This is a genomic window from Zoogloea oleivorans (genome assembly GCF_008107625.1).
In the GTDB taxonomy this organism is placed as follows: Bacteria; Pseudomonadota; Gammaproteobacteria; order Burkholderiales; family Rhodocyclaceae; genus Zoogloea; species Zoogloea oleivorans.
In genome coordinates, this window is sequence record NZ_SDKK01000011.1 from 106,736 (window position 1) to 131,925 (window position 25,190).

The following is a 25,190-nucleotide window of genomic DNA, read 5'->3' on the forward strand; positions in this document are numbered from 1 at the left end:
ATGACCGAATCCACCCAGCTCTCATCGCTTCCCCCGGCCACGCCGGACATTCCGGCCGATCTGCCTCCCCACCGCCTGTCGCTGGTCGTCCCGCTGTACAACGAGGAAGACAACGTGGACCCGCTTCTCGAACGCGTCCACCTGGCCCTCAATCCCTACCCCTACCCGTGGGAAGTGGTGATCGTCGATGACGGCTCGTCCGACAACACCGTGCCCAATCTCGAGAAGGCCGCCAAGCGCTACGGCCCCCACGTGCGCATCGTGGCGCTGATGCGCAATTTCAAGCAGACCGCCGCCATGCAGGCCGGCCTCGACGCCGCCCGCGGCGACGTGATCGTTACCATGGACGGTGACCTGCAGAACGACCCCATCGACATCCCGCGCATGGTCGGCCGCCTGCTCCGCGAAGACCTCGACCTGGTCGCCGGTTGGCGCAAGAACCGCAAGGACGGCATGATCCTGCGCAAGATCCCGTCGAAGATCGCCAACCGCCTGATCGCCCGCATCACCGGCGTGCACCTGCAGGACTACGGCTGCTCACTCAAGGCCTTCCGCGCCAGCGCCATCAAGAACGTGCGCCTGTACGGCGAAATGCACCGCTTCATCCCGGCCTGGCTGGCTACCGTCACCACGCCGCGCAAGATCGCCCAGGAAGAAGTCACTCACCACGCGCGCATGTTCGGCGAATCCAAGTACGGCATCTCGCGCACCTTCCGGGTCATTCTCGACCTGATCTTCGTCTACTTCTTCATGCGCTTCCGCACCCGCCCGGGCCACTTTTTCGGTGGTATCGGCCTCGGCCTCGGGGCGCTGGGCATGCTGATCCTGACCTACCTGACCGGCCTCAAAATCTTCACCGGCGCCTCCATCGGCACCCGGCCGCTGTTCTTCGGCGGCTTCTTCCTGATCATCGCCGGCGTCCAGATGGTCACCTCCGGCGTGCTCGCCGAACTGCTGACCCGCGTGTATTTCGAATCCGGCAACAGCCAGGCCTACGTGGCCCGCGAAACCGCGGCGCTGGACGACGGCCAGGGCTGGCACGCCGGCGACGGCAAGTAAATCGGGCGCCTCATGAACGGATTTCAGTCTGCCGACGGGCGGCTCGCAGGAACGCTCCTCGGCCGCCTGATCCTCGTCCTGCCCCTCTTCGCCTTTTTGCTCCGACTGGGCGGCGCGCCGCTTTTCGACGTGGACGAGGGCGCCTTCTCCGAAGCCACCCGCGAGATGTTCGAGCGCGGCGACTTCCTGTTCACCTACCTCAACGGCGCACCACGCTTCGACAAGCCGATCCTGATCTACTGGCTGCAATCGGTCGGCTACCTGATCTTCGGCCCCACCGAGTGGGCTTTCCGCCTGCCCTCGGCGCTGGCCGCCATCGTGTGGAGCTACGCCACCTACTTCTTCGCCCGCAAGCGCGTCGGTGAAGATGCGGCGCTGATCGCCCTGGCTGTTGCCTGCACGGCGCTCGGTCCCTTCGCCATCGGCCGCGCCGCCACCGCCGACGGACTTCTCAACTGCCTGCTCGCCCTCACCTTGTTCGACGTTTGGCGCCACCTCGAAAGCGGCCGTCGCGCGCCGCTGCTGCGCGCCTTCGTGTGGATCGGACTCGGTGCCCTGACCAAGGGCCCGGTGGCGCTGATCGTGCCGGGCACCGTCAGCCTGCTGTACTGCGCCAGCCGCGGCGAATGGAAAACCTGGCTGCGAACGGTCTTCAACCCGCTCGGCCTGCTCATCCTGATCGCCCTCGTCACCCCCTGGTACGCCTACGCCTACCACCTTCACGGCCAGGACTTCATCAACGGCTTCATCATGAAGCACAACGTCCAGCGCTTCTCGGGTTCGCTCGAAGGCCACGGCGGCAGCGCCTTTTATTACCTGATCGCCGTGCCGCTGCTGCTGCTGCCGTGGAGCGGTCTGTTCGTCGTTGCACTAACCAAACTCCGCGCCGGCCTGAATGACCCACTGCAGCGCTTCCTGTGGATCTGGTTCGGCTTCGTGCTGGCCTTCTTCTCGCTGTCCGGCACCAAGCTGCCGCACTACGTGCTGTATGGCTGCACGCCGCTGTTCATCCTGATCGGCGTACACGCCGGCAACGCCCGCCGGGCCTGGCCGCATCTGGTCCTGCCGGGGCTGCTGTTCGTGCTGTTCGCGCTGCTCCCCAACCTGTTTGATGTACTGGCCCACAGCACGCTGGGCGACGGTTTTTACCGCGCCCAGCTCGGACGCGCCCTCGAAGTGGCCGACAGCATCTACATTGGCGCCACCGTCGGCGGGCTGATGGTGTGGCTGGCTTACGTGTTCTTCCCGAAGGTGTCGCTGATCAAGCGGCTCATCGTGACGGCGATCATTCAGGTCGGCCTGCTGGCCGGCATCGTTGTGCCTTACGCCGGTGAATTGGCCCAGGGCCCGGTGAAACGCGCTGGCCTCAAGGCCGCCGAAACCGGCGGTGAGGTACTGTTCTGGCGCTTCACCACCGCACCGAGCTTCAGTGTCTATCGTCAGGCGGTCACCCAGAAGGGTGATCCGCAAGCGGGCCAGGTGGCCCTGACCCGCACCGACCGCCTGCCGGTCGACGCGCCCGTCGACTACCTGTTCCGCGAAGGCGGCGTCGCATTGGTAAAAGTGAAACCGTGACCGACAACCGCTCCTGCGCCACAACGCTGGCCGTCATTGCGGCCATCCTGACCGCCTACCGGCTGTGGGTCATCAACCACCTCGGCATTGATCTCTACGTGGACGAGGCCTACTACTGGGGCTGGTCGCAGCACCTCGACTGGGGCTATTTCTCCAAGCCACCGGTCATTGCCGCGCTGATTGCCGCCAGCACCGCCATCTTCGGCAACGGCATCATCGCCATCAAGCTGCCGTCCCTGCTCATCTACCCGGCCACTGCTGCCGTGCTGTACGTCCTCGGCAAGCGTCTGTATTCGGTGCGGGTTGGTTTCTGGGCCGGGCTGGGCTTCATGTCGATGCCGCTGGTGTCGGCCCTCGGGCTGTTCGTATCCACCGATGCGCCGCTGCTGCTGTGCTGGTCGCTGGCGCTGCTTTTTTTGCTGCGGGCACTCGAGCGCGACGGCTGGCGCGACTGGCTGGCCTGCGGCGCAGCCATCGGCGTTGGCCTGATGTCGAAATACACCATGGCCGCCTTCCTGCCCTCGGCCCTGCTGCTGCTCGCCCTCGACCCACAGCAGCGGCGCTGGCTGGCCCGGCCGCAGCCGTGGGTGGCCGTGTTGCTGGCCTGCGCCATCCTCGCCCCCAACCTGTACTGGAACTGGACCCACGACTTCCCGACCTTCCGCCACACCGCCGACATCACGCGGGTCGGCCACGGTGAGCGCGGCTGGCATCCGGCCCAGCTGGGTGAGTTCATCGGCGCCCAGTGGCTGTCCCTCGGCCCGGTGCTCGGCATCCTGCTCATCTGGGCGCTGCTCAAGGCCCCCAAACTGTGGCGCCAGCCGGCCCATCGCACCCTGCTGATCTTCATCGTGCCACTACTCGCGCTGGTCAGTGCCCAGGCCCTCACCGGCCGGGCCAACGGCAACTGGGCGGCACCCATTTTTGTGGCTGCCTGCCTGCTGGTGCCGGCGGTATTCGTGGCCGAACGGCGGCGCTGGCTCGTCGCCGGCGTGGCGGTCAACCTGGTCGCCTCGGTGGGCGCCTACCACTGGCCGGACATCGCCCACGCCACCGGCATCGAACTCACCGCCAAAAACGACCCCTACAAGCGCGCCCGCGGCTGGCTCCACCTCGCCGACGGCGTCCGCCCCTTCGTGGACGAGCACCCCGGCAGCATCCTGGTTGCCGAAGACCGGGAGCTCATCGCCCACCTGGTGTACCGCCTGCACCCGGCCGAATATGCCGCCTGGCATCCGGGCGGCACCCCCATCGACCACTACGAATTAGTCACCACCCTCGCCGACAAGCGCGGCCGCGACGTGCTTTACGTGAGCCGCAAGCCCGACATCCCCGCCATCGCCGAATGCTTCGCCAGCAGCGAAAAACTCGGCAAGGTCGTCGTGCCGATCCACAAAGACTTCAAGCGCGAGGTTTACGTCTTCCTGCTTAAGGACTTCAAGGGCTACTGAGTCGCGCTTGCTCACCCGCGGTTCTGCTTTGCCCACGCACCAAACGGGTTTGGACGCACAACACAGCGGCTTGCAAACGAAGCGTTTTGCTTCGCGCGCAAGCCGCCGGGCTTCGACCACAAGGCAATTTTCCTCGCACACGCCAGCACGCCGGTGCGTGCGCAAGCTGCCAGCGCAGACTTGCGAGCCCTGGCGCCTCGCGCCCAAACCATTCCGCCTTGCACGCACCCCAAAAAGGGGCATCGCCACAGCCTGAAATCTTGCTCGCAAGACGCCAGCACTTGCGCGCCCACCTCCGCGCCTAGTCACCACCCGGCAGGGCCACCGGCAGATCGTCCAGCTGGGCGGCTTCGATCTTCTGGAAGTGGGCGGTGATCTTGCGTGACGAGGTTTGCACCTCGGCGACGTCTTCGCCGGCCTGGCGGATGTGCACGGCGAGCTTCTGCATGCGCTCGTCGAAGCGGGTGAAGTCCTTGGCGAGCTTGCCCAGGGCGTCCTTGATGACGTGGATCTGCTTGCGGGTTTCCACGTCCTTGAGCACGGCGCGGGCGGTGTTGAGCACGGCCATCAGCGTGGTCGGCGAGACGATCCACACCCGGCGGCCCATGGCGTATTCGACCACCTCCGGGTGATAGGCGTGGATTTCGGCGAACACGGCTTCCGCCGGCACGAACATCACCGCCCCGTCCGACGTCACCCCCGGCAGGATGTACTTGTTGGCGATGGCATCCACGTGCCGCTTCACGTCGCCGCGAAAAGCCCCCTGCGCAGCGCGGCGCTCCAGATCGCCGCTGTCGGCCACGAACATGCGATGATAGTTTTCCAGTGGAAACTTGGAATCCACCACCACCATGCCGGTCGGCTCGGGCAGGCGCAGCACGCAGTCGGCGCGGGTGCCGTTGGGCAGGGTGAACTGGAAGTCGAAAGCCTCCGGCGGCAAGGCGTTGCGGATCAGTGCTTCGAGCTGCACTTCGCCAAAAGCGCCGCGCGCCCGCTTGTCGCCGAGCAGCTCCTGCAGGCTCACCACGTTGGTGGTCAGGTCACCTATCTTCTTCTGCGCTTCGTCGATGGTGGCCAGGCGCGCCATCACGTTGGCGAAGGTCTCGTTGGTCTTGCGGAAGCCCTCGTCGAGGCGCTGGTTCACGTGGCCGGTGATCGCCTCCAGGCGCTCATTCACCGTGCGGCTGAGGGTTTCGATGCTCAGGGTGAGTTGCTCGGAGGCGGCGCGCAGGCCGTTCTGCAGCAGCTCGCGGTCGGCCCGGGCGTGTTCTGAGAGGGTCTTGAGCGTCTCGGCCACCATCTCGCTGCGCAGCTTTTCCTGGGCGCTGGCGATGGCATTGGCCAGGCCCGACAGGCGCAACGCGGTTTCTTCCTTCTGGCTGCCCAATTGCCCGACCAGTGCCAGCTGGAGTTGCTGGAGGGCATGGCGGGAAGTGACCTGCTCGGCGTCAAGACGGTCACGCAGACGGTCCACTTCGCCGCCGACCATCTCCATGACCCGGTCGCTGCTGGCCGTCGTGGCGGCCTGCAGTTCCTTCACAAAGTGGAGCTGCTGGCCGCCAAAAAGACTCGCCAGGCGGGCCTCCACGCGCGCTGCCAGTTCGTCGGCGAGTCCATCCTGCGCGCGGGCCAGACTGTTCACCCGCAGCACGAGCCAGGCAACAAGAAAAACGCACAGAACGAGGACAGCAAAAAGCCAGGGGAACAGGGCCGCAGCGGATTCAGGATTCATGGTCGAAGTATACCGGTGCCAGTGGGTCGGACTTCAGTCCGACGTCACGTGCTGAACGGGGGGACTCGGACTGAAGTCCGACCCACTCAACTCAGCTCAGCGCCCGCAGACTCGCCAGCGGCGGTTGCGACAGCAGGTGCCGGGTGCCGAACCAGCCAGCCAGCACCACCACCGCGCAGCCGGCCACCGCCCCCACCAGCAAAGGCAGCACGCTCGGCGCGTAGGGAAGCTTGAAGACGAAGTGCGCCAGCGCCCAGCCAATGGCTGTCGCCCCCACGCCGGCCAGCACGCCGGCCACCAGCCCGAGCACCGCAAACTCGGCGAGCAGCGCCGACCGCAGCTGGGCGTTGCGCGCCCCCAGCGTGCGCAGGATGGCCATCTCCTTCTCGCGCTCGTCGTGGGTCGCCTGGAGGGCGCCAAAGAGCACGATCACCCCGGCCACCACCGCAAAGCCGAAAACAAACTGCACCGCCGCAATCAACTGCTCGACCATGCCCTGGATCTGGCCGATCACCGCTGCGACGTCGATCACCGTGAAGTTGGGAAAGGCGGCCACCATCCGGTTGGCAAAATCCATTTGCGTCGCGGGCAGGTAGAAGCTGGTGATGTAGCTGGCCGGAAAGCTCTCGAGCATGCCCGGCCCCGCAACGACGAAGAAGTTCACCCGCATCGAATCCCAGTCGAGCTTGCGCAGGCTGGTGACCCGCGCCTCGCTGCGATTACCGGCGATCTCGAAAGTCAGCAAGTCGCCCATCGCCAGCCCGAGGGTCTGGGCCAGGCCCTGCTCCACCGAGAAAGCCGGCGTCTTGCTGTCACCGTGCCACTGCCCCGCCACCACGCTGTTGCCGCTGGGCAGGCGGGTGTCGAAGGACAGGTTGAAGTCGCGGTCGACCAGGCGCTTGGCCCGGTCGTCGGTGTAGTCATCGGCGCTCACCGGACGCCCGTTCACCGCCACCAGGCGGCCGCGGATCATCGGCTGCAGGTTCGGCGCCGGCCGGCCTTCGTCTTTGAAAAACTTGCGCAGCGGGTCGAGCTGATCGGGCTGGATGTTGATCACGAAACGGTTCGGCGCATCGGCCGGCGTGGCCTGCTTCCAGTTGTCGAGCAGATCGCCGCGCACCAGCGTCAGGAGCAGCAGCGCGGTCAGCCCCATGCCCAGGGCCAGCACCTGCACCAGGCTGGCCACCGGCCGCCGGCGCAGCGACGCCAGCCCGTAGCGCCAGCCGCTGCTGGCCACCGCCCGCACCCGGCCCAACGCGCCCAGCACCAGCCAGCCGACCAGCCCGTACACCGTAAAAGCCAGCGCAAAACCGCCCACCACCCACAAACCGAGCAGCCAGTCGCGAGCAATGCCGACCAGCAACCCCGCCAGCACCAGTGCGCCAACCGCCCATGCCAGCCCTTCCCGTGCGGCAAGACCGTCCCATTCACGACGCAGCACGCGCAGGGTCGACACCCGCCCAAGGCGGATCAGCGGCGGCAGCGCAAAGCCCATCAAGAGCAGCAGCGACACCGCCAGCCCGTGGGCCACCGGCCACCAGCCAGGCGCCGGCAGCGGAAAGCCCACCAACTCACCCAGCAAGCCGTTGAGCACGAACTGCACACCAAAACCCAGCACGCAGCCGACCACCCCGGCAGCCAGCCCGAGCAGCGCAAACTCGCCCAGAAAGAGCCGCAAAAGCTGCGACTGGCTGGCGCCAACACAGCGCATCACCGCGCAGCCATCCAGGTGCCGATCGACAAAACGCCGTGTCGCCAGGCCCACCGCCACCGCCGCCAGCACCACCGCCAGCATCGCCGCAAAGCGCAGGAAGCGCTCGGTGCGGTCGAGGGTCGAGCGGACTTCCGGACGGGCGTTGTCCACGTTCTCGAGGGTTTCGCCGCGCTGCAGCTTGGGCTTGGCCCAGGCTTCAAAACCGGCCACGTCGGCTATCTCGCCGGCTACATGAAGGCGATAGAAAACCCGGCTGCCCGGCTGGATCAGACTGGTTGCCGGCAGGTCGGCCGCGTTCATCACCAGACGCGGCAGCAGGCTGAAAAAATTTGCGCCCCGGTCGGATTCAAAGGACAGCACCGCCGCCATCCTGAGGCGCGAGGCGCCCAGGCCGATCATGTCGCCCGGCCTGGCCCCCAGCGCGCTGGCCAGACGCTCGTCCAGCCACAGCTCGCCCGGCGCCGGAATGCCCTTCGCGGGCGCGTCCGGCTGGTTGAGCCCCGGCGCGATGCGGATCGCCCCGCGCAGCGGGTGGCCACCCTCGACCACCTTGACACCGGCCAGCTGGGCACCCTCGCCAAAGCTCGCCATGCTGGTAAAGGTACTCGACACCACCGACTTCAAACCACGCCGGCCCGCTTCGTCCCGAAAGACCGGATTCAGCGGATGGTCGGACACCACCACCAGATCGCCGCCGAGGAGCTGGTTGGCCTCCCGCGTGAGCGCCTGGGCGACGCGGTCAGTGAAGAAGCCGACGCTGGTCAGACTGGTGACGGCAATCACCAGGGCAATCAGGAGCAGGCCAAGTTCGCCGGCACGCAGATCGCGGCGCAGCATACGTAAAGACAGGGAAAATGCGTTCATGGGGTGTCAGGCAACGGGCAGGCAGAAAGATTCCTGCCGGCCCTCATGCAACTGACAACCAGCGCTGGGCCAGACGCACCCAGTAGGCCACACCGAAGGGAATCGCCTCGTCATTGAAGTCGTAGTGCGGGTTGTGCAGCGTGCAGCCACCCTCCCCCGGGCCGTTGCCAAGCCAGATGTAGCAGCCGGGCTTTTCCTGCAGGAAGTAGGCAAAATCCTCGGCCCCCATGCTCGGCTTCGGGTCGATGGACACATTCGTGCTACCGCACACCTCGGCCGCCACCGCGGCACAAAACTCCGCCTCGGCCACGGTGTTGATGGTCGGCGGATAACCGCGCCGGTAGTCGAAATTCACGTTGGCACCAAAAGCCGCGCCCACCCCGGCGCAGATACGCTGCATGGTGTCCTCCACCTGCGACTCGATCTCCGGCCGGAAGGCCCGCACCGTGCCGCCGATGCGGGCGATGTCGGGAATCACGTTGTAGGCGTCGCCCGCATGGAACTGGGTCACCGACAGCACGGCGGCGTCCAGCGGGTCTTTATTGCGGCTGACCACCGACTGCAAGGCCTGCACCAGCGCCGAGCCGGCCAGCACCGGGTCGATGCCCTGGTGCGGCATCGCCGCGTGGGCGCCGTGGCCCTTGATCTCGATGTCGAAACGGTCGGCGCAGGCCATCACCGGCCCGCGATGCACGGCGATCTGCCCCAGCGGCAAACCCGGCCAGTTGTGCAGGCCGAACACCGCGTCCATCGGGAAGCGTTCAAAGAGTCCGTCGGCGATCATCGCCGGTGCGCCGCCCTCACCCTCTTCGGCCGGCTGGAACAAAAAGTACACTGTGCCGTCGAACGCCGGGTTGCGGGCAAGGTGCGCCGCCGCGCCAAGCAGCATCGCCGTGTGCCCGTCGTGGCCGCAGGCGTGCATCCGGCCGGGGTGACGGGAATGGTGGTTGAAATCGTTCTTCTCCTGGATCGGCAGCGCGTCCATATCGGCGCGCAGGCCGATGGCCCGGGTACTCGTACCAGCCCGCAGCACACCAACCACGCCGGTCTTGCCGACGCCCCGGTGGGTTTCGATGCCCAGCGCCTCGAGGCGATCGGCGACGATGGCCGCAGTACGATGCTCTTCGAAGGCCAGTTCCGGGTGGGCGTGGATGTCGCGACGGATCGCCGTGATCTCGGCGTGCTCGGCCCGCAGATTATCTAGAAGGTGCATGATGCGTCCCGATGATCGGCCCCGTGGCCGCTTGGGGAAATGATAGCAGCGGCGGGCTTCCCCGCTCTACCGCCAGTAACCGACGACTTACGATGAAACTCTTCTACGCCGACCATTTTGTTCTGCCACTGCCCGAGGGGCACCGCTTTCCGATGGAAAAATACGCCCGTCTGCGGGAGCGCCTGATGGCCTCCGGCCAGTTCGCGGCCGATGACTTCCATATACCGACCGCGGCCAGCGACACTGAAATCCTGCGCGCCCACGACGCCGGCTACCTGCAGCGCGTCGTCCGCGGCACGCTCGGCAAGGACGAAATCCGGCGCATCGGTTTTCCGTGGTCCGAAGCCATGGTCGAACGCTCGCGGCGCTCGGCCGGCGCCACCCTGGCCGCCTGCCGGGCCGCGCTGGAAGACGGCTGCGCGGCCAACCTGGCCGGTGGCACCCACCACGCCTTCCGTGACCGGGGCGAGGGCTTCTGTGTCTTCAACGACGCCGCCATCGCCGCCCTGGCCATGCGCGCCGAAGGCCGCGTCGAGCGGGTGGCGATCATCGATTGCGACGTGCATCAGGGCAACGGCACCGCCGCCATCCTTGCCAGCCAGCCCGACTGTTTCACCTTCAGCATCCACGGCGCCCGCAACTACCCCTTCGACAAGGAACGCAGCGATCTGGACCTGGAAATGCCCGACGGCACGACCGACGACGCTTACCTCACCGGCCTGCAGGCAGCCCTCGGCGTCGTCTTCGCCCGCGGCCGGCCGGATCTGGTGATCTACCTGGCTGGCGCCGACCCTTATGAGGACGACCGTCTCGGCCGACTCAAGCTGACCAAGGCCGGCCTCGCCGAACGAGACGAACTGGTCTTCGAGAAAGTGAAGAAACGCGGCCTGCCCATTGCCGTTGCCATGGCCGGCGGCTACGCCCGGCAGATCGACGACACGGTAAGCATCCACGCAGAAACCATAAGCACGGCTGCACGCATCTTCCGTGCACGTAAGCCGGCATCGCTATAATCAGGAACACCCCCTCAGAGGAATCACCCCATGCGTTTCGAAGGCTCCGACGACTACGTCACCACCCCCGACCTGAAGCTGGCGGTGAATGCCGCCATCCGCCTGCAGCGCCCGCTCCTCATCAAGGGCGAGCCCGGCACCGGCAAGACCATGCTCGCCGAGGAAGTCGCCGCCGCCCTGGGCATGCCGCTCATGCAATGGCACATCAAGTCCACCACCAAGGCCCAGCAGGGCCTGTACGAATACGATGCGGTATCGCGCCTGCGCGACTCCCAGCTCGGTGACGACAAGGTCAAGGACATCGGCAACTACATCGTCAAGGGCACCCTGTGGCAAGCCTTCGAGGCCGACGAGCCGACCGTGGTGCTGATCGACGAGATCGACAAGGCCGACATCGAATTCCCCAACGACCTGCTGCGCGAACTCGACCGCATGGAGTTCTACGTTTACGAGACGCGCCAGCTCGTCAAAGCCAGACACCGTCCCATCGTCTTCATCACCTCCAACAACGAAAAAGAGCTGCCCGACGCCTTCCTGCGCCGCTGCTTCTTCCACTACATCAAGTTTCCCGACCGGGACACGATGCAGAAGATCGTCGATGTGCATTTCCCGGGCATCAAGCAGGCTCTGCTGAAGGAAGCGCTGGAAGTGTTTTTCGGCCTGCGCGACGTGCCCGGCCTGAAGAAGAAGCCGTCCACCTCCGAACTGATCGACTGGCTCAAGCTGCTGGTCGCCGAGGAAATCCCCGTCGAAGCCCTGCGCTCGCCGGACCAGAAGGCCAGCATCCCGCCGCTGCATGGCGCGTTGCTGAAGAACGAGCAGGACATGCACCTCTTCGAGCGGCTGGTTTTCATGGCCCAGCGCAACCGGTAGGCAGGCCATGCTCATCGACTTCTTCCTCCACCTCAAGGCCCGCAAACTGCCGGTGTCGACGAAGGAATTCCTCACTCTGCTCGAAGGCCTGCAGGCGGGCCTTGGCGAGCACAGCATGGAAGATTTCTACTTCCTCGCCCGCACCAGCCTGGTCAAGGACGAAACCCATTTCGACCGCTTCGACCAGGCCTTTGGGGAGTACTTCAAGGGCATCGAGCAGATTCCCGGGCTGGAGGTCGACCTGCCCGAGGAATGGCTGAAGGCGATGATGCACAAGCACCTCAGCCCCGAAGAAAAAGCCAAGCTCGACAAGCTCGGCTGGGACACGCTGATGGAAGAGTTCAAGAAGCGCCTGCAGGAGCAAAAGGGCCGCCACCAGGGTGGTTCCAAGTGGGTTGGCACCGGCGGCACCTCGCCCTTCGGCAACAACGGCTACAACCCGGAAGGCATCCGCGTCGGCGGCGAATCCAGTGGCAACCGCACGGCGGTGAAGGTGTGGGACCAGCGCGAATACCGCAACCTCGACGACAGCGTCGAGCTGGGCACGCGCAACATCAAGGTGGCCCTGCGCCGCCTGCGCCGCTTTGCCCGCCTCGGCGCACCGGACGAACTGGATCTGGACGGCACCATCGCCGCCACCGCCCGCAATGCCGGCTATCTGGACCTGCTGATGCGGCCGGAACGCCACAACGCCGTGAAGGTGCTGATCTTCTTCGATGTGGGTGGCTCGATGGATGACCACGTCAAAGTGTGCGAAGAACTGTTCTCGGCCTGCCGTACCGAGTTCAAGCACATGGAGTATTTCTACTTCCACAACTGTGTGTACGACAACGTGTGGCGCGACAGCAGCCGGCGCCATTCCGACCGCACGCCGCTGGTGGACGTGATGCACAAGTACGGGCCCGACTACAAACTGATCTTCGTCGGCGATGCGACCATGAGCCCCTACGAAATCCTGCAGCCCAACGGTTCCATCGAATACAGCAACAACGAGGCCGGCGCCGTATGGCTACGCCGCCTGGCCGACGCCTACCCGTCGATGGCCTGGCTCAACCCGGAACCGGAGCGGATGTGGGACTACCGCCAATCCATCGGCATCATCCGGCAAATACTGGGAGAACAGATGTTCCCCCTGACACTCGACGGACTGACCCGGGCTATTACGCACTTGTCACGAAAACGCTGACGCCCCCTGTGGGTCGGACTTCAGTCCGACAACATGCGCTGAACCCGTAGAGTCGGACTGAAGTCCGACCCACAAAAATGCATCACGGCACCCGGTAGTTTTCCTGAGTCATGATGTCGATGCCGCACTGGAGGTTTTCGATCCAGTCGAGGAAGCGATTGACCATCACCTTGCCCTCGAAGCGGCAACCATGCTGGGGCACGATCATCTCCACGTCGAGCTGGCGAACCATGTTTACCCAGTAGCGGCAGATCTTGTTGGAGATCATGTAGCGACGGTGAAAACCGGCCATGGTGATCACGTGATCGTCGAAATCCTTCACCGGCTCGGCGGCCTGCTCGTGATTCACCAACGAGGCGCCCATGTCGCCGGAGAACAGGATCTTCGACACCGGGTCATAAAACTGGAAGTTGCCTTCCGAATGCATGAAATGCGCGGGCACGGCCTTGATCTTGTTATCGCCAAGGGTAATGTTCATGCCCTCGTCAGGGATACCGAGTATGCGGGCGGTGTAATCCTTGCCGGTCGTGAAGTGGGGAATGAAACGGGTCCACAACCGCGAAATCATCACCTTGCAGTGGGTAGACACCATCCACTTGTTCAGCGAGGCAATGATGTCCGGGTCAGCATGGGTGGCGAAGATATAATCCAGCCCGCGGGACGGGAAGAAACGCTGCATGGACATCAGCAAACCGTTGTAGGTCATGTTCCCACCCGGATCGATCAGCGCCCCGTGTTCGCCATCGACGATCAGGAACTGATTGCACTGGACGGCGTGGTCAACCTCCTCGTCTACCAGATCGTAGAAGGCCAGACAGGCGTGCTTGCCGTTGTTGAAAAGTTCGACAGCCATGGAGATCGTGTGCGGGAAATCAGTCGGACCGCCACTTTAGCCGACATGCAGGATGTCGAACAGATGACAATGATTAGCATTGATCATGGTCAAACTATTGCCTCGTCAGCCCCCTGTCTTTTGGGGTATGTTGATTCTTTGCCTAGCTCGAAAGAGGTTCTGCCTTGAGAAAATCCGTGTTGTTGCTGTCGATGCTGGGAAGCCTTCTGATCAGTCAGTCGGCGAACGTGCTTGCGCTGGAGAGCAGCCTTGCGGGCAATACGTCCATGAAGCGGGGCGCAGGCTCTGCCGTACCCTTTGGTGGCGCATACTCGCCATCCCGACATGGCACACGCCCCGAAGCCTTGCGCCGTCCCACCGCAACCCTGTGCGGCCTGCAGGGCCAGACACAGGGCCGTGCAGCGACAACCCGCCAGGACGCCTCGGGAAAAGTGCATCTGTTCAACGATCCAGGCTCCCTCAAGAACCGGAATGGCAACATCTATGGCAACTGTGGCGGCACCTCGGCCCCCGGCATCCGCCGGGGAAGCGGCACCGGCAAAATAACGTCTGCCTACAATGCCCGCACCAACACCTTGAAGGCCGCCACCGATGGTTACGTAAACCGCTCGGCAAGCAACGCACTGATGCCCAAGAAAGTACCGTCGATGTACGACCCGGCCACCGGCGCCCTCAAGCCCTCGAAGAGTCTCAACGCCTACCAGATCTACCAGCGCTAAATAAAACGGGGACGAACCCGAAAGTCCGTCCCCGCGGTCAGAACGATCAGTTGCCGTTCATCGCCAGCATCAACTGGTTGATGCGCTTCACGAAGCTCGCCGGATCGTCCAGCGTGCCGCCTTCAGCCAGCAGGGCCTGATCGAACAACACAGCCGCCCAGTCTTCAAACTGCTTGTCTTCGTACTTGAGGCGCAGCACCACCGGGTGGGCCGGATTGATCTCGAGAATCGGCTTCGACAGGGGCATGTTCTGTCCGGCGGCCTTCATCATGCGGGCCAGATTCATCCCCATGTCGTGCTCGTCGGCCACCAGGCAGGCGGGCGAATCGGTCAGGCGATGGGTGACGCGCACGTCCTTCACCTTGTCGCCGAGGCTGCCCTTCATCTTGTCGAGCAGATCCTTCAGCTCGCCGGTTTCCTTCTCGATGGAAGCCTTTTCGGCTTCATCTTCCAGCGTGCCCAGATCCAGGCCACCCTTGGCGACAGAAGCCAGCTGCTTGCCGTCGAACTCGGTCAGGTTGCCCACCACCCACTCATCCACGCGATTGGAGAGCAGCAGCACTTCGATGCCCTTCTTGCGGAAGATTTCGAGATGCGGGCTGTTCTTGGCGGCGTTGAAGGTGTCGGCAGTGACGTAGTAGATCTTGTCCTGCCCTTCCTTCATGCGGCCGATGTAGTCCGCCAGCGACACCGTTTCCTCGGTGGTATCGGCAAGCGTGGAGGCAAAGCGCAGCAGGCCGGCAATCTTGTCCTTGTTGGAATGATCCTCGCCGACGCCTTCCTTCAGCACCTGCCCGAACTCCTTCCAGAAGGTCGTGTATTTGTCCTTCTGATTCTCGGCGAGGTCTTCCAGCAGGCCCAGCACCTTCTTCGTGCAACCGGCGCGCAGGGTGTCGATGTCCTTGGATTCCTGGAGGATTTCGCGGGACACGTTGAGCGGCAGATCGCTGGAATCGACGATACCGCGCACGAAGCGCAGGTACAGCGGCATCAGCTTCTCGGCATCGTCCATGATGAAGACGCGGCGCACATACAGCTTCACGCCATGGCGTGCCTGGCGGTCCCACATGTCGAAAGGCGCGTGGCCCGGCACGTAGAGCAGCTGGGTGTATTCGTGGCGACCTTCGACCTTCGAATGGGTCCAGGCCAGCGGCTCTTCGTAGTCGTGGCCGACGTGCTTGTAGAACTCGGTGTATTCCTCGTCGCTGATGTCCGACTTGGCACGCGCCCACAAGGCATTGGCCTTGTTGATGGTCTCGTCTTCGTCGCTGACGACCTGTGCCTGCTTCTCCTCGTCCCACTGCTCCTTCTTCATCACGATGGGCTGAAGAATGTGGTCGGAATATTTCTGAATGATCGAACGCAGCTTCCAGCTGGCCAGCAGATCGTCCTGGTCATCGCGCAGGTGCAGCGTGATCTCGGTGCCGCGACCGGCCTTGTCGATGGGCTCGACGGTGTATTCGCCGGCCGATTCGCCGGTCATCGAGCATTCCCACTTCACGCCTTCGGCTGCCGCCAGGCCGGCGCGACGGGTGCGCACCGTGACCTTGTCGGCAACGATGAAGGCCGAGTAGAAACCGACGCCGAACTGGCCGATCAGGTGGGCGTCCTTCTTCTGGTCGCCGGTCAGCTTGCCGAAAAATTCCTTGGTCCCCGACTTGGCGATGGTGCCCAGATTGGTCACCACCTCATCGCGATTCATGCCGATGCCGTTGTCGGCAATCGTCAGCGTCCGGGCGGCCTTGTCGTAGGCCACGCGGATCTTCAACTCGGCGTCGTCCTCGAACAGCCCACCGTTCTCCAGGGCTTCGAAACGCAGCTTGTCGCAGGCATCGGAGGCATTCGAAACCAGCTCACGCAGGAAGATCTCGCGGTTCGAATACAGCGAGTGAATCATGAGGTGCAGCAGTTGCTTGACCTCAGCCTGAAAGTTCAAGGTTTGCGCGGACGACATTTGCTCGACAGTCATAAAGCTTGCTCCATAAGAACCGTTAACGATGCTCATATGGGTGCGCCTGTCTCACTTTCAAGCCCCATGCCTCCAACAGATGGAACGACTTCGCCGCCCTCCTGCTCTCCTTGCCTCGCCGGCCCTCTCCGCCGAGGCGCCGGAACCTGCCACAAATGCCCACCCGTCCCTGCGGCGTTTGCGCGTGGCCATCTGGCTTGCCTTCACGCTGCTCGCCGCCCTGATCGTCGGCGTCGCCATCTCCCTGATCCGCTTCGACCGGGAACAGGCCCTGCAGCGGGCCGAATCCGAACTGCTGAGCCTGACCCGCGCTCTTGAAGAACACGTGGCACGCAGCTTCGGCGAGACGGAAGGCGCTGTCGCCGAAGTCGCCGGCATTCTGGCCGCCCGCGCCAGCGTCGAAGCCTTCGACGACAATGAGCTTCAAAGACTGCTGCGCCAACGCGCCATCCATCTGCCCGAGGCCGACTACCTCTTCGTCGAACGGGAGGACGGCAGCCTGGCCGCCGACTCCAGCGATCCCTCCCCGACCGAAAAAAGCACCGAACCAGCGCCCAAACGTGCCATTCCCCATCTCCTGAAGGAAGAAATCGAAATCGGCAGCCCGACCCGCAGCCCAGTCACCGGGCACTGGATCACGCCGCTGACGCGCCAGGTCTTCGATCCCGCCGGAAAATACCTGGGTACCGCAGGCGCAGCCATGAGCCACTCCTATTTCGAGGGCGTCTACCGCGACCTGCAACTGGCCCCGCGGGACACCATCCTGATTCTCCACGCCACCCGAGCCATCACCCTGATCCGCCATCCCCAGGTCGAAGAGCTGATCGGCAGCAGCGTGGCGGATTCCCCCGCCATCGGCGCAGAACACGATCAGCGCAGCATGGTCGTCACCGGCTCGACAGACAATGACCCCGCCGAGCGCATCACCGCCTACCGGCGCCTGGCCGACCGGCCACTGATCGTCGGCACCAGCCGCCCGATGGAAGACGCCCTCGCCAATTTCTACGAGCACCGTCGGCGCATTGCAGCTGGTACCAGCCTGCTGCTGACCCTCGTCGGCGCCCTGGCCCTCCTGCTCCACCGGGATGCCAGCCGACGCGACGAGGAGCGACTGGCCCTGGCCGAACTGAATGCCACCCTGGAAGAGCGGGTCCGCCTGCGCACCGAGGAGCTGGAGCAATCCAACCGGGAGCTGCTGAGCTTCAGCTACTCCGTCTCCCACGACCTGCGGGCACCGCTGCGGGCCATCAACGGCTTCTCCCATGCCCTCGCAGAAGACTACGGCGAACGCCTGGACGACACCGGCCGCAACTATCTGGAACGCCTGCGCAAGGCCAGCCTGCGCATGGGCGAGTTGATCGACGAGCTGCAAAAGCTGGCCGGTGTGTCCCGCCACACCCTGCGCATAGAGCACACCGACGTCACCGCCATCGCCCGGGAAATCCTCGACGACCTGAGCACCACGGCACCGGAGCGGGTGGTCCATACCCATGTAGACTCCGACCTGAACGCCGATGCCGACCCTACCCTGATCCGCACCGCCCTCGAAAACCTGCTTGGCAACGCCTGGAAGTTCTCCCGCGACAGCCACCCGACACTGATCCAGGTCGGCGGGCGCGCGCATGGGGCAGAAAAACTCTTCTACGTGACGGACAACGGCATCGGCTTCGACATGGCCCACGCCGGCAAGCTCTTCGAGCCCTTCCAGCAGCTCCACAAACGAGATGGTTTCGAAGGATCGGGAATCGGCCTCGCCAGCGTGCGCCGCATCGTCGAGCGCCACGGCGGTTCGGTGTGGGCAGAGTCGTCTCCGGGAAGCGGCACGACGGTGTTCTTTACGCTGCCGCGCAGCCCGGCCATGGTCCGCCGGCCGCGGGAAAGGCTGCAGGGCTGAAGCCTGCAGCCTGCAGCCTGCAGCCACATGATTCATTCGTAGCGGATTTCCACCACTTCGATTTCACGCATGCCGGCCGGGCTGGCAAAACGGATCACGTCGCCCTCCCGCGCCTTCAAGAGCGCCCGTGACAGCGGCGCGATCCAGCTGATCCGCCCTTCCGAGGCATTCGCTTCGTCCACGCCGACGATCTGGTAAGTCTGCTCCAGTTCGCCGTCCACATCGCAGACGGTCACCGTCGCGCCAAAAAAGACCTGTTCGGTGTTCTCCTGCTCGGCGGGCGCTATCACCGTCGAACTCTCCAGGCGCTTGAGCAGGAAGCGGATGCGCCGGTCGATCTCGCGCAGGCGCTTCTTGCCGTAGATGTAATCGCCATTTTCCGAACGGTCGCCGTTTGACGCCGCCCAGCGGATGGTTTCGACCAGCACCGGACGCTCCTCGCGCACCAGTTGATCGAGTTCGGCCTTGAGTTTCTCGTAGCCCTTGCGGGTCATGTAGTTGTGCGTACCTGGCGGCAAGCCCGGCACGCTGGCGGCCAACTCTTCGTCCTCATCCTGATCACTTTCTTTGACGAAGGCTTTATTCACCCTGACACACTCCGGAAACAAGAAACGGGAGGCGAATGGTAGGAGTCGCCCGCCAGACTGGCAAGCGACTCCGCAAACGCGTCAGTGATAAACCGCCGGCTGCGTCATCAAGGTGCCGTAGTCTGCGATCCAGATTTCAAAATCGTCCATCTCGGTGGCCGCCGAGGCCACGTCACGCAATTCCCTGAGGAAGCGCTGAGCTGCCTCATCCCGGAAGAGCACCCCGACTCCACGCCGCTTGTCGATCACTTCCACCGCATCGACATTGGGATAATCAACCACGTAAAGCACCGGATTATTGAGTACCACGTTCATGACAGGTCTCCTGGATAACGGGGTTTTGCCTTTTGGGCATTGGTGCTACCTCAGATGGGAACACACAGAAGCACTTCAAGTTCCCGGACGCCGTTGTATTTCCTTGGCCCCGCGCCTAAGATTCAGCACAACCCGCCGACAGCTGCGCCCAACCTCAGTCCCGACCAGGCATGAACGACAGCAACGAACCCAGCGCCGATGTCACCAGCCTTTCTTCACGGCTGGCCACCCTTGCCACCGAGCATCGGGATCTCGACGCCATCATTGCCCAGATTTCCATGGCGCCGCCACCCGGCGACGAACTCCTGCTGCGCCGCCTTAAAAAGCGCAAGCTGCTGCTCAAAGACCGGATCGCCATCATCGAGCGCCTGCTCGACCCGGACGTTCCGGCCTGACATTCCACCCGCCTTTCCTGCCCAAAACAACAGACCGCATGCCCATTCACCGAAACGCCGGGGCCGACACGCTCGCCCTGCACGCCGGCCAGACGCCCGATCCGGTACATCATTCCCGGGCCACCCCGATCCACTTCACCACCAGTTTCGTCTTCGAAGACAGCGACCACGCCGCCTCCCTGTTCAACCAGGAAAGGGCCGGCCACGTCTATTCGCGCATCTCGAACCCAACGAACGCGGTGCTCGAGGAGCGTATCGCCGCCCTCGACGGCGGAGTCGGCGCCATTGCCTGCGCCAGCGGCCAGGCAGCCCTGATGCTGGCCATCACCACGCTGATGGGCACGGGTGGTCATATCGTTGCATCGCGCTCGCTGTATGGCGGCTCGCACAATCTTCTCGGCTACACCCTGCCGCGCTTCGGCATCGAGACCACCTTCGTCTCACCGCGTGACCACAACGCCTGGCGCGCCGCCATCCGCCCCGAAACCCGCCTGCTCTTCGGCGAAGCCATCGGCAACCCGGGGCTCGAAGTGCTCGACATCCCCGCCATTGCCAACATCGCCCACGAAGCCCGGGTGCCGCTGCTGGTGGACGCCACCCTTGCCACGCCCATCCTGCAATGCCCCCTCGACCTGGGCGCCGACCTGGTCATGCATTCCGCCACCAAGTTCCTCGGCGGCCACGGCGTTGCCATCGGCGGCCTGCTGGTGGACGGCGGCAGCTTCAACTGGGAAGCCTCGGGCGGCCACTTTCCGACCCTCACCGAACCCTACGACGGTTTTCACGGCATGGACTTTGCCGAGGAATCGCCCATCGCCGCCTTCCTGCTGCGCGCCCGCCGTGAAGGCCTGCGCGACTTTGGCGCCTGCCTGTCACCCATGAACGCCTTCCAGATCCTGCAGGGCATGGAAACCCTCGGCCTGCGCATGGAACGCCACGTAGCCAACGCCCGCGCGCTGGTTGAACACCTGGTCAAACACCCACTGGTCGAATCGGTGGCCTGGCCGGAACTCGACAGCCACCCCGACAAGGCCCTGGCTGCCCGCCTGCTGCCCAGGGGCTGCGGCGGCGTCTTCAGCTTCAGCCTCAAGGGCGGACGCCCGGCCGGCACTGCCTTCATCGAAGGCCTGCGCCTGTTCTCGCACCTGGCCAACGTGGGCGACGCCAAGTCGCTGGCGATTCACCCGGCCAGCACCACCCACTTCCGCATGTCCCGGGAAGCCCTGCTCGCCGCCGGCATCACCGAAGGCACGATCCGCCTGTCGGCCGGCCTCGAAACCGCCACCGACCTGATCGAAGACCTGGACCGCGGCCTCTACGCCGCCCAGAAAGCCACCGCCTGAGCCGCCCGCAATGAAACTGAACCTGTCCGGTCACCTCTCCGACCACACCACTTTCTGCTACACCGGCGGACGCCGCCTTGAAAAGGATCGCCCCACCGCGGTCTTCATCCACGGCGCCGGTCACGACCACAGCGTGTGGATCCTGCAAACCCGCTACTTCGCCACACATGGCTGGAACGTCGTGGTGCCCGACCTCCCTGGCCACGGTCGTTCCGACGGCCCGGTACTGGACAGCATCGAAGCCCTGGCCCACTGGACAGTCAGCCTGGTGACCAAGCTCGGCACCGGCAAGGTCGCCCTCGTCGGTCACAGCATGGGCTCGCTGATCGCCCTGCAGGCGGCCGCCAATGCCCCGGATTTGATCAGCCACCTCGTGCTGATCGGCTCCGTCGCACCCATGCCGGTGGCTGCACCGCTGCTCGACGCCACCCTGAGCAACCGGGACAAGGCCCACGCGATGATCAATCAGTGGTCTTACGCACCGAGATCACAACTGGGTGCCAGCAGCATCCCGGGGCTCAACCTGACCGCGATGAACGAACGCCTGATGCAGCGCCAGGCGGCCGGCGTGCTGCACCGGGACATGTCCGCCTGCAACGCTTACACAGGTGGCTTCGACGCCGCCGCCCAGGTGCGCTGCCCTACCCTGCTGCTCAGCTCCGCCCTCGATCGCATGACACCGCCGAAGGCCATCGCCCCGCTCGCTGCCGCCTTCACGGGTGGCGCCACCGTCACCCGGAGCATCCTGCCCGAAGCCGGCCACGCCATGATGTCCGAAGCCCCCGGCGCGGTACTCGACGCAGTCTGGAACTTTGTCAGGCTTTCCCCCTCTTCCCCACAGGACCTCCGATGAACTGATCCGGACCCAGCCTGCCAGCCATCAACATCCAAAAACGATAACGGAGACAAACCATGGCGCAGCACAACACCCCCACAGACGACGAAAAGGCAGCCGCCGCGCTGCCTTTTCCGACCGTTCGCAGCATCGGCATCAGCGCCCCCTTTCACTGGATCGCCCGCGGCCTCGCTGATCTCAAAGCCTGCCCGATCGCCAGCCTGTTCTACGGTTTCTGCTTCACTGCCATGGGCTTGCTGGTGACCTTCGTTTTTGAACACGCCTACCAATACACCTCGGCGGTCTCCACCGGCTTCCTGCTCCTCGCCCCCTTCTTCGCGATGGGGCTCTATGAACTGTCCCGTCGCCGCGAACTCGGCCAGCCCTGCGCGCTGGCGCCAACGCTCACCGTATGGCGGCGCAACGCCGGCAACATCGCCGTATTCGCGGCGGTTCTGACGGTCATCTTCCTGATCTGGGCGCGGGCCTCACTAGTGATCTTCGCGATTTTCTACACCAAGGAAATGCCCAATCTCAGCGGCTTCCTGAGTCAGGTCATGGCCTTCGAAAACCTTGAGTTCCTGCTGGTGTATTTCTCGGTCGGCCTCGTCTTCGCCCTGCTCGTGTTTGCCGTCAGCGTGGTGTCGATACCCCTGATGCTCGATCGTAACCAGGATGCCGTCACCGCCATGATCGCCAGCATCCGCGCCCTGGCCCTCAACCCGCTGCCCCTGCTGGTGTGGGCCGGACTGATTGTCAGCCTGACCCTGCTGGGCTTCCTGAGCTTCCACCTGGGGCTGGTGGTCCTGATGCCCATCGTCGGCCACGCCACCTGGCACGCCTACCGGGAGCTGGTCGCGCCCCTGGGCGAAACTCAGCCAGCCGGCTGATCGCTGGCACGTGCGAGGGCGATCACCGCCCCCAGCACGATGACGCCGCCCAATACCTGAGTCAGGCTGACTGCCTCCCCCAAAAAGAGCGCCGCCAACACAAAAGTCACCACCGGCTCCAGTGTCGACAAGGTCGCCGCATCTGCGGCACCAAGACGCTGGATGCCGGCAAAAAAGCCCACCATCGCAACGACCGTCGACACCAGCGCAATCGCCGCCACGGCCCCCCAGGCGCTTGCCGTCACCGGAAAGTGCGGCTCGACAACCAGAACCGCCAAACCGAACACCACCGCGGCTGCCAGCATCACCACCGTCACCGCGGCCAGCGGGTCCTCGTCCTTCAGCACCCGGCTGCCGACCAGGATATACACCGAATAAATCAGCGCAGCGGCAAGTCCCAGAGCGATCCCGAGCCCGCTTCCGCCAAGCCCGGAACCCAGCGTCAGCCCGGTGCCTGCCAGCGCAGCCACCACCGCACCAGCCCGCAATGCCGTCAGCCTCTCCTTCAAAAAAGCCACGCCCAGCAGGGTCACCAGAAAGGGATACAGATAGAGCAACAGCGCCACGAGCCCTGCCGAGGCGTACTGCAGCGCCGAGAAAAAGCACATCGACTGCCCCACGTAACCGACCCCGCCCATCAGCGCGAGCACCCACACATTGCGGCGTGACGGCCAGCGACGCCGGCTGATCACCATGAAAGCCGCCATCAAGCCGCCGGCAATCAGGAACCTCAGGAACAACAGCGCAGTCACATCGACGCCCCCCGCAAACGCCACGCGGGCAAAAATCGCCATCGCACCAAAGGATATTGCCGACAACGCGACCAGGCCAGCACCGACCCACCGTGGATTTGCCATTTCAATAAAGTGTTGCCATCCGCCGAAAAGTGGCGGATCGTGCCGCCCGGCCTGCAGCCGGTCAAGACAAAGCGTGCATTTCGACCACACTCGTCATCGACTGGCGAAGCTTTTTGCAGGCACCCTTTGCAATCCGCGGGCCCCTGTAGCGAGAATACAAAACCGTGCTCAGCCAGCCCACAGAAAGGCCCCCATGCAGACCCGTTTCCTCCAGCCGCTGATCCTTGCCGCCGGCCTCGCTGCCGCTCATGCCCACGGAGCCGACGCCCCCGTGCCAGCACTGCCCACCGCCGACATCTCGGTGGAAGCCAGCCGTACGGCGCCCAATGACCAGTTCCGTGCCCAGGTCTATGTCGAAGCCACCGATACCAATCCCGGCGATCTGGCCCGCAAGATCAACGCCACCATTACCCAGGCCCTGCAGACTGCCCGCAGCCACCCGACGGTAAAGGTCCGCACCGCCGGCAACGCCACCTATCCGATCTACGGCAAGACCGGCCGCAGCATCGAATCCTGGCGCATGCGTTCCACGCTGGCCCTCGAAAGCAATGAAGCTGCAGCCTTGTCCGAGCTCCTCGGCAAACTGCAGCAGACCATGGCGGTAAGCGGCCTCAACGCAGCTCCGTCGCCGGAAACCTGGAAGAAGATCGAGGACGAAGCCATCGCCGACGCCCTCGCCGCCTTCGAAGCCCGCGCCAGACTGGTTGCCGGCAGCCTGCACAAGAAGTGGAAAATCAAGCATGTGTCGGTCAACACCGGCGGCATCCAGCACAAGCCAGTCATGGCCTATGCCCGCAGCGCCGGCCTGATGGCCGCTGACGCAGCACCGGCACCCATTGAGGCGGGCGACAGCCCGGTCAGCGTATCGGTCAATGGCCAGATCGAACTGCTCGAATGATTGCCTTGATCCAACGCGTCCTTGAAGCCCGCGTCACGGTGGCGGGCAACACCGTCGGCGAAATCGGCCCGGGCCTGCTTGCGCTGGTGGCCGTCGAGCGGGGCGACCAGCCGGCCAACGCTGCCCGCATGGTCGAACGTCTGCTCGGCTACCGGGTCTTTGGGGATGACACAGGGCGCATGAACTGCTCACTGGCCGATACCGGCGGCGGCCTGCTGCTGGTGTCCCAGTTCACACTGGCCGCCGACACTGCCAAAGGCACGCGCCCGAGCTTCACGCCGGCCGCCCCGCCCGATGAGGCCGAGCGCCTCTTCAATGAAGTCGTCGCCCTCGCCCGCAGCCGCCACCATGAAGTGGCGACTGGCGAGTTTGGCGCCGAAATGACTGTTTCACTGGTAAATCATGGCCCTGTCACCCTGCGCCTCACGGCCTGAACGCCGCTTCGGCCTGCTGCTGGCAGTAGCGATTCTTGCCGGCTGTAGCCAGACACCGCAACGCCCCACACCCGTCCCGCCGACCAGTACGTCCACACCGACGCGCGGCTGGTTTGCGCTGCCGCAGCACGACCATGCCCAGGAGATGGTTCTGTACGCCCTCGGCCTGCTCGACACCGGCTATCGCTTTGGCGGCAAGAACCCGTCGGCGGGCCTGGATTGCAGCGGCATGGTCAGTTACGTGGTCGAACAGGTCAGCGGTCGCAAGCTGCCCTACAATGCCGCCGGCATCGCCGAGCGGACCCGCCCGATTCCGGCCAGCGCCATCCGTCCGGGCGACCTGGTGTTTTTCAACACCCTCGGCCGCTCGTACTCGCACATGGGCATCTACATGGGCGACGGCAAGTTCATCCACGCCCCCAACAGCAAAGGCAAGGTGCGCGTGGAACGGATGGACAACCGCTACTACGCCGAGCGCTTCGAAGCTGCCCGGACCCTGCTGCCGGAGGGCTGAGGCCCTC

General features: G+C 64.5%; 23 protein-coding genes. 15 read left to right on the forward strand and 8 right to left on the reverse strand.

Annotation, left to right across the window (positions count from 1 at the left end; all coding sequences use genetic code 11):
* From ETQ85_RS12980 to ETQ85_RS12990, 3 genes are read left to right on the forward strand one after another with little or no spacing between them, the layout of a single operon-like run.
* Positions 1 to 1,059, forward strand: coding sequence for a glycosyltransferase family 2 protein (locus ETQ85_RS12980; protein ID WP_148579498.1), 1,059 nt, complete (start codon positions 1 to 3; stop codon positions 1,057 to 1,059).
* Positions 1,060 to 1,071: 12 nt separating this feature from the next.
* Entirely contained in the window at positions 1,072 to 2,634 is a 1,563-nt protein-coding gene (locus ETQ85_RS12985) for an ArnT family glycosyltransferase (RefSeq protein ID WP_148579499.1), read from the forward strand.
* Positions 2,631 to 4,085, forward strand: a complete 1,455-nt coding sequence (locus ETQ85_RS12990) for an ArnT family glycosyltransferase (protein ID WP_148579500.1) — start codon at positions 2,631 to 2,633, stop codon at positions 4,083 to 4,085. The genes ETQ85_RS12985 and ETQ85_RS12990 overlap by 4 nt, the downstream gene beginning before the upstream one ends.
* A 301-nt stretch (positions 4,086 to 4,386) precedes the next feature.
* On the opposite strand, the gene ETQ85_RS12995 is transcribed toward ETQ85_RS12990, so the two are convergent.
* The 3 genes from ETQ85_RS12995 to ETQ85_RS13005 form a co-directional block, all read right to left on the reverse strand.
* A complete protein-coding gene (locus ETQ85_RS12995; RefSeq protein ID WP_187394701.1) occupies positions 4,387 to 5,817 on the reverse strand; it encodes a DNA recombination protein RmuC in 1,431 nt (476 codons plus the stop codon).
* 91 nt (positions 5,818 to 5,908) lie between these two features.
* On the reverse strand, positions 5,909 to 8,395 hold the full coding sequence (locus ETQ85_RS13000; protein ID WP_148579501.1) for an ABC transporter permease: 2,487 nt from the start codon (positions 8,393 to 8,395) through the stop codon (positions 5,909 to 5,911).
* A gap of 43 nt (positions 8,396 to 8,438) precedes the next feature.
* Entirely contained in the window at positions 8,439 to 9,608 is a 1,170-nt protein-coding gene (locus tag ETQ85_RS13005; protein ID WP_148579502.1) for a M20 aminoacylase family protein, read from the reverse strand.
* A gap of 92 nt (positions 9,609 to 9,700) precedes the next feature.
* On the opposite strand from ETQ85_RS13005, the gene ETQ85_RS13010 reads away from it, so the two are divergent.
* Genes ETQ85_RS13010 through ETQ85_RS13020 form a run of 3 tightly spaced genes read left to right on the forward strand, consistent with a single transcriptional unit; the run spans position 9,701 to position 12,680 of the window.
* Positions 9,701 to 10,621, forward strand: coding sequence for a histone deacetylase family protein (locus ETQ85_RS13010; protein WP_148579503.1), 921 nt, complete (start codon positions 9,701 to 9,703; stop codon positions 10,619 to 10,621).
* Between the two features lie 30 nt (positions 10,622 to 10,651).
* Positions 10,652 to 11,494, forward strand: coding sequence for an AAA family ATPase (locus ETQ85_RS13015; protein ID WP_148579504.1), 843 nt, complete (start codon positions 10,652 to 10,654; stop codon positions 11,492 to 11,494).
* A gap of 7 nt (positions 11,495 to 11,501) precedes the next feature.
* The gene (locus ETQ85_RS13020; RefSeq protein ID WP_148579505.1) at positions 11,502 to 12,680 is read left to right on the forward strand and encodes a vWA domain-containing protein; all 1,179 of its coding nucleotides are present in this window, start codon (positions 11,502 to 11,504) and stop codon (positions 12,678 to 12,680) included.
* 82 nt (positions 12,681 to 12,762) lie between these two features.
* Here the strand turns inward: ETQ85_RS13020 and ETQ85_RS13025 are convergent, their stop codons facing one another.
* Positions 12,763 to 13,533, reverse strand: coding sequence for an oxygen-binding di-iron domain-containing protein (locus ETQ85_RS13025; RefSeq protein ID WP_148579506.1), 771 nt, complete (start codon positions 13,531 to 13,533; stop codon positions 12,763 to 12,765).
* A gap of 164 nt (positions 13,534 to 13,697) precedes the next feature.
* On the opposite strand from ETQ85_RS13025, the gene ETQ85_RS13030 reads away from it, so the two are divergent.
* Positions 13,698 to 14,252, forward strand: coding sequence for a hypothetical protein (locus tag ETQ85_RS13030; protein ID WP_148579507.1), 555 nt, complete (start codon positions 13,698 to 13,700; stop codon positions 14,250 to 14,252).
* Between the two features lie 46 nt (positions 14,253 to 14,298).
* Here the strand turns inward: ETQ85_RS13030 and htpG are convergent, their stop codons facing one another.
* A complete protein-coding gene (htpG, locus tag ETQ85_RS13035) occupies positions 14,299 to 16,221 on the reverse strand; it encodes a molecular chaperone HtpG (protein ID WP_148579508.1) in 1,923 nt (640 codons plus the stop codon).
* 79 nt (positions 16,222 to 16,300) lie between these two features.
* Between htpG and ETQ85_RS13040 the strand changes: the two genes are divergently transcribed.
* Entirely contained in the window at positions 16,301 to 18,115 is a 1,815-nt protein-coding gene (locus ETQ85_RS13040; protein ID WP_187394702.1) for a sensor histidine kinase, read from the forward strand.
* A gap of 32 nt (positions 18,116 to 18,147) precedes the next feature.
* Here ETQ85_RS13040 and greB read toward each other — a convergent pair whose 3' ends face one another.
* Both greB and ETQ85_RS13050 read right to left on the reverse strand, forming a co-directional pair.
* Positions 18,148 to 18,702, reverse strand: coding sequence for a transcription elongation factor GreB (gene greB / locus ETQ85_RS13045; protein WP_148579510.1), 555 nt, complete (start codon positions 18,700 to 18,702; stop codon positions 18,148 to 18,150).
* 81 nt (positions 18,703 to 18,783) lie between these two features.
* Positions 18,784 to 19,017 (reverse strand): DUF3567 family protein, encoded by a 234-nt coding sequence (locus ETQ85_RS13050; protein WP_148579511.1) that lies wholly within the window; start codon positions 19,015 to 19,017, stop codon positions 18,784 to 18,786.
* Positions 19,018 to 19,187: 170 nt separating this feature from the next.
* Between ETQ85_RS13050 and ETQ85_RS13055 the strand changes: the two genes are divergently transcribed.
* From ETQ85_RS13055 to ETQ85_RS13070, 4 genes are read left to right on the forward strand one after another with little or no spacing between them, the layout of a single operon-like run.
* Positions 19,188 to 19,412: a DUF465 domain-containing protein gene (locus ETQ85_RS13055; RefSeq protein ID WP_148579512.1), complete on the forward strand. Its 225-nt coding sequence runs from the start codon at positions 19,188 to 19,190 to the stop codon at positions 19,410 to 19,412.
* Between the two features lie 38 nt (positions 19,413 to 19,450).
* On the forward strand, positions 19,451 to 20,755 hold the full coding sequence (locus tag ETQ85_RS13060; protein WP_148579513.1) for an O-acetylhomoserine aminocarboxypropyltransferase: 1,305 nt from the start codon (positions 19,451 to 19,453) through the stop codon (positions 20,753 to 20,755).
* 10 nt (positions 20,756 to 20,765) lie between these two features.
* The gene (locus ETQ85_RS13065) at positions 20,766 to 21,608 is read left to right on the forward strand and encodes an alpha/beta fold hydrolase (protein ID WP_148579514.1); all 843 of its coding nucleotides are present in this window, start codon (positions 20,766 to 20,768) and stop codon (positions 21,606 to 21,608) included.
* Between the two features lie 59 nt (positions 21,609 to 21,667).
* Positions 21,668 to 22,480 (forward strand): DUF2189 domain-containing protein, encoded by an 813-nt coding sequence (locus ETQ85_RS13070; protein WP_148579515.1) that lies wholly within the window; start codon positions 21,668 to 21,670, stop codon positions 22,478 to 22,480.
* Here the strand turns inward: ETQ85_RS13070 and ETQ85_RS13075 are convergent.
* Positions 22,465 to 23,337: a DMT family transporter gene (locus tag ETQ85_RS13075; protein WP_148579516.1), complete on the reverse strand. Its 873-nt coding sequence runs from the start codon at positions 23,335 to 23,337 to the stop codon at positions 22,465 to 22,467. The genes ETQ85_RS13070 and ETQ85_RS13075 overlap by 16 nt on opposite strands.
* Positions 23,338 to 23,530: 193 nt before the next feature.
* Between ETQ85_RS13075 and ETQ85_RS13080 the strand changes: the two genes are divergently transcribed.
* The 3 genes from ETQ85_RS13080 to ETQ85_RS13090 are packed head-to-tail and all read left to right on the forward strand — an operon-like array spanning position 23,531 to position 25,183.
* On the forward strand, positions 23,531 to 24,235 hold the full coding sequence (locus ETQ85_RS13080; protein WP_148579517.1) for an SIMPL domain-containing protein: 705 nt from the start codon (positions 23,531 to 23,533) through the stop codon (positions 24,233 to 24,235).
* Positions 24,232 to 24,669 carry a D-aminoacyl-tRNA deacylase gene (gene dtd, locus ETQ85_RS13085; protein WP_148579518.1) on the forward strand — a complete coding sequence of 146 codons (438 nt, stop codon included), beginning with the start codon at positions 24,232 to 24,234 and terminating at the stop codon, positions 24,667 to 24,669. The genes ETQ85_RS13080 and dtd overlap by 4 nt, the downstream gene beginning before the upstream one ends.
* Complete coding sequence (locus ETQ85_RS13090; RefSeq protein WP_148579519.1) at positions 24,638 to 25,183, forward strand: C40 family peptidase; 546 nt, start codon at positions 24,638 to 24,640, stop codon at positions 25,181 to 25,183. Before dtd ends, ETQ85_RS13090 begins: the two co-directional genes overlap by 32 nt.
* Positions 25,184 to 25,190 lie beyond the last annotated feature (7 nt).

Bases quoted from the DNA above. Each gene is read 5' to 3' on its own strand.
- ETQ85_RS13090 (WP_148579519.1), top strand. From the start codon at position 24,638: ATGGCCCTGTCACCCTGCGCCTCACGGCCTGAACGCCGCTTCGGCCTG.
- ETQ85_RS13065 (WP_148579514.1), top strand. From the start codon at position 20,766: ATGAAACTGAACCTGTCCGGTCACCTCTCCGACCACACCACTTTCTGC.
- ETQ85_RS13000 (WP_148579501.1), bottom strand. From the start codon at position 8,395: ATGAACGCATTTTCCCTGTCTTTACGTATGCTGCGCCGCGATCTGCGT.
- ETQ85_RS13025 (WP_148579506.1), bottom strand. From the start codon at position 13,533: ATGGCTGTCGAACTTTTCAACAACGGCAAGCACGCCTGTCTGGCCTTC.
- ETQ85_RS13060 (WP_148579513.1), top strand. From the start codon at position 19,451: ATGCCCATTCACCGAAACGCCGGGGCCGACACGCTCGCCCTGCACGCC.
- ETQ85_RS13010 (WP_148579503.1), top strand. From the start codon at position 9,701: ATGAAACTCTTCTACGCCGACCATTTTGTTCTGCCACTGCCCGAGGGG.
- ETQ85_RS13050 (WP_148579511.1), bottom strand. From the start codon at position 19,017: ATGAACGTGGTACTCAATAATCCGGTGCTTTACGTGGTTGATTATCCC.
- ETQ85_RS13075 (WP_148579516.1), bottom strand. From the start codon at position 23,337: ATGGCAAATCCACGGTGGGTCGGTGCTGGCCTGGTCGCGTTGTCGGCA.
- ETQ85_RS13070 (WP_148579515.1), top strand. From the start codon at position 21,668: ATGGCGCAGCACAACACCCCCACAGACGACGAAAAGGCAGCCGCCGCG.
- htpG (WP_148579508.1), bottom strand. From the start codon at position 16,221: ATGACTGTCGAGCAAATGTCGTCCGCGCAAACCTTGAACTTTCAGGCT.
- ETQ85_RS13080 (WP_148579517.1), top strand. From the start codon at position 23,531: ATGCAGACCCGTTTCCTCCAGCCGCTGATCCTTGCCGCCGGCCTCGCT.
- ETQ85_RS13055 (WP_148579512.1), top strand. From the start codon at position 19,188: ATGAACGACAGCAACGAACCCAGCGCCGATGTCACCAGCCTTTCTTCA.
- ETQ85_RS13040 (WP_187394702.1), top strand. From the start codon at position 16,301: ATGGAACGACTTCGCCGCCCTCCTGCTCTCCTTGCCTCGCCGGCCCTC.
- ETQ85_RS13015 (WP_148579504.1), top strand. From the start codon at position 10,652: ATGCGTTTCGAAGGCTCCGACGACTACGTCACCACCCCCGACCTGAAG.
- ETQ85_RS12995 (WP_187394701.1), bottom strand. From the start codon at position 5,817: ATGAATCCTGAATCCGCTGCGGCCCTGTTCCCCTGGCTTTTTGCTGTC.
- ETQ85_RS13005 (WP_148579502.1), bottom strand. From the start codon at position 9,608: ATGCACCTTCTAGATAATCTGCGGGCCGAGCACGCCGAGATCACGGCG.
- ETQ85_RS12980 (WP_148579498.1), top strand. From the start codon at position 1: ATGACCGAATCCACCCAGCTCTCATCGCTTCCCCCGGCCACGCCGGAC.
- ETQ85_RS13020 (WP_148579505.1), top strand. From the start codon at position 11,502: ATGCTCATCGACTTCTTCCTCCACCTCAAGGCCCGCAAACTGCCGGTG.
- ETQ85_RS12985 (WP_148579499.1), top strand. From the start codon at position 1,072: ATGAACGGATTTCAGTCTGCCGACGGGCGGCTCGCAGGAACGCTCCTC.
- dtd (WP_148579518.1), top strand. From the start codon at position 24,232: ATGATTGCCTTGATCCAACGCGTCCTTGAAGCCCGCGTCACGGTGGCG.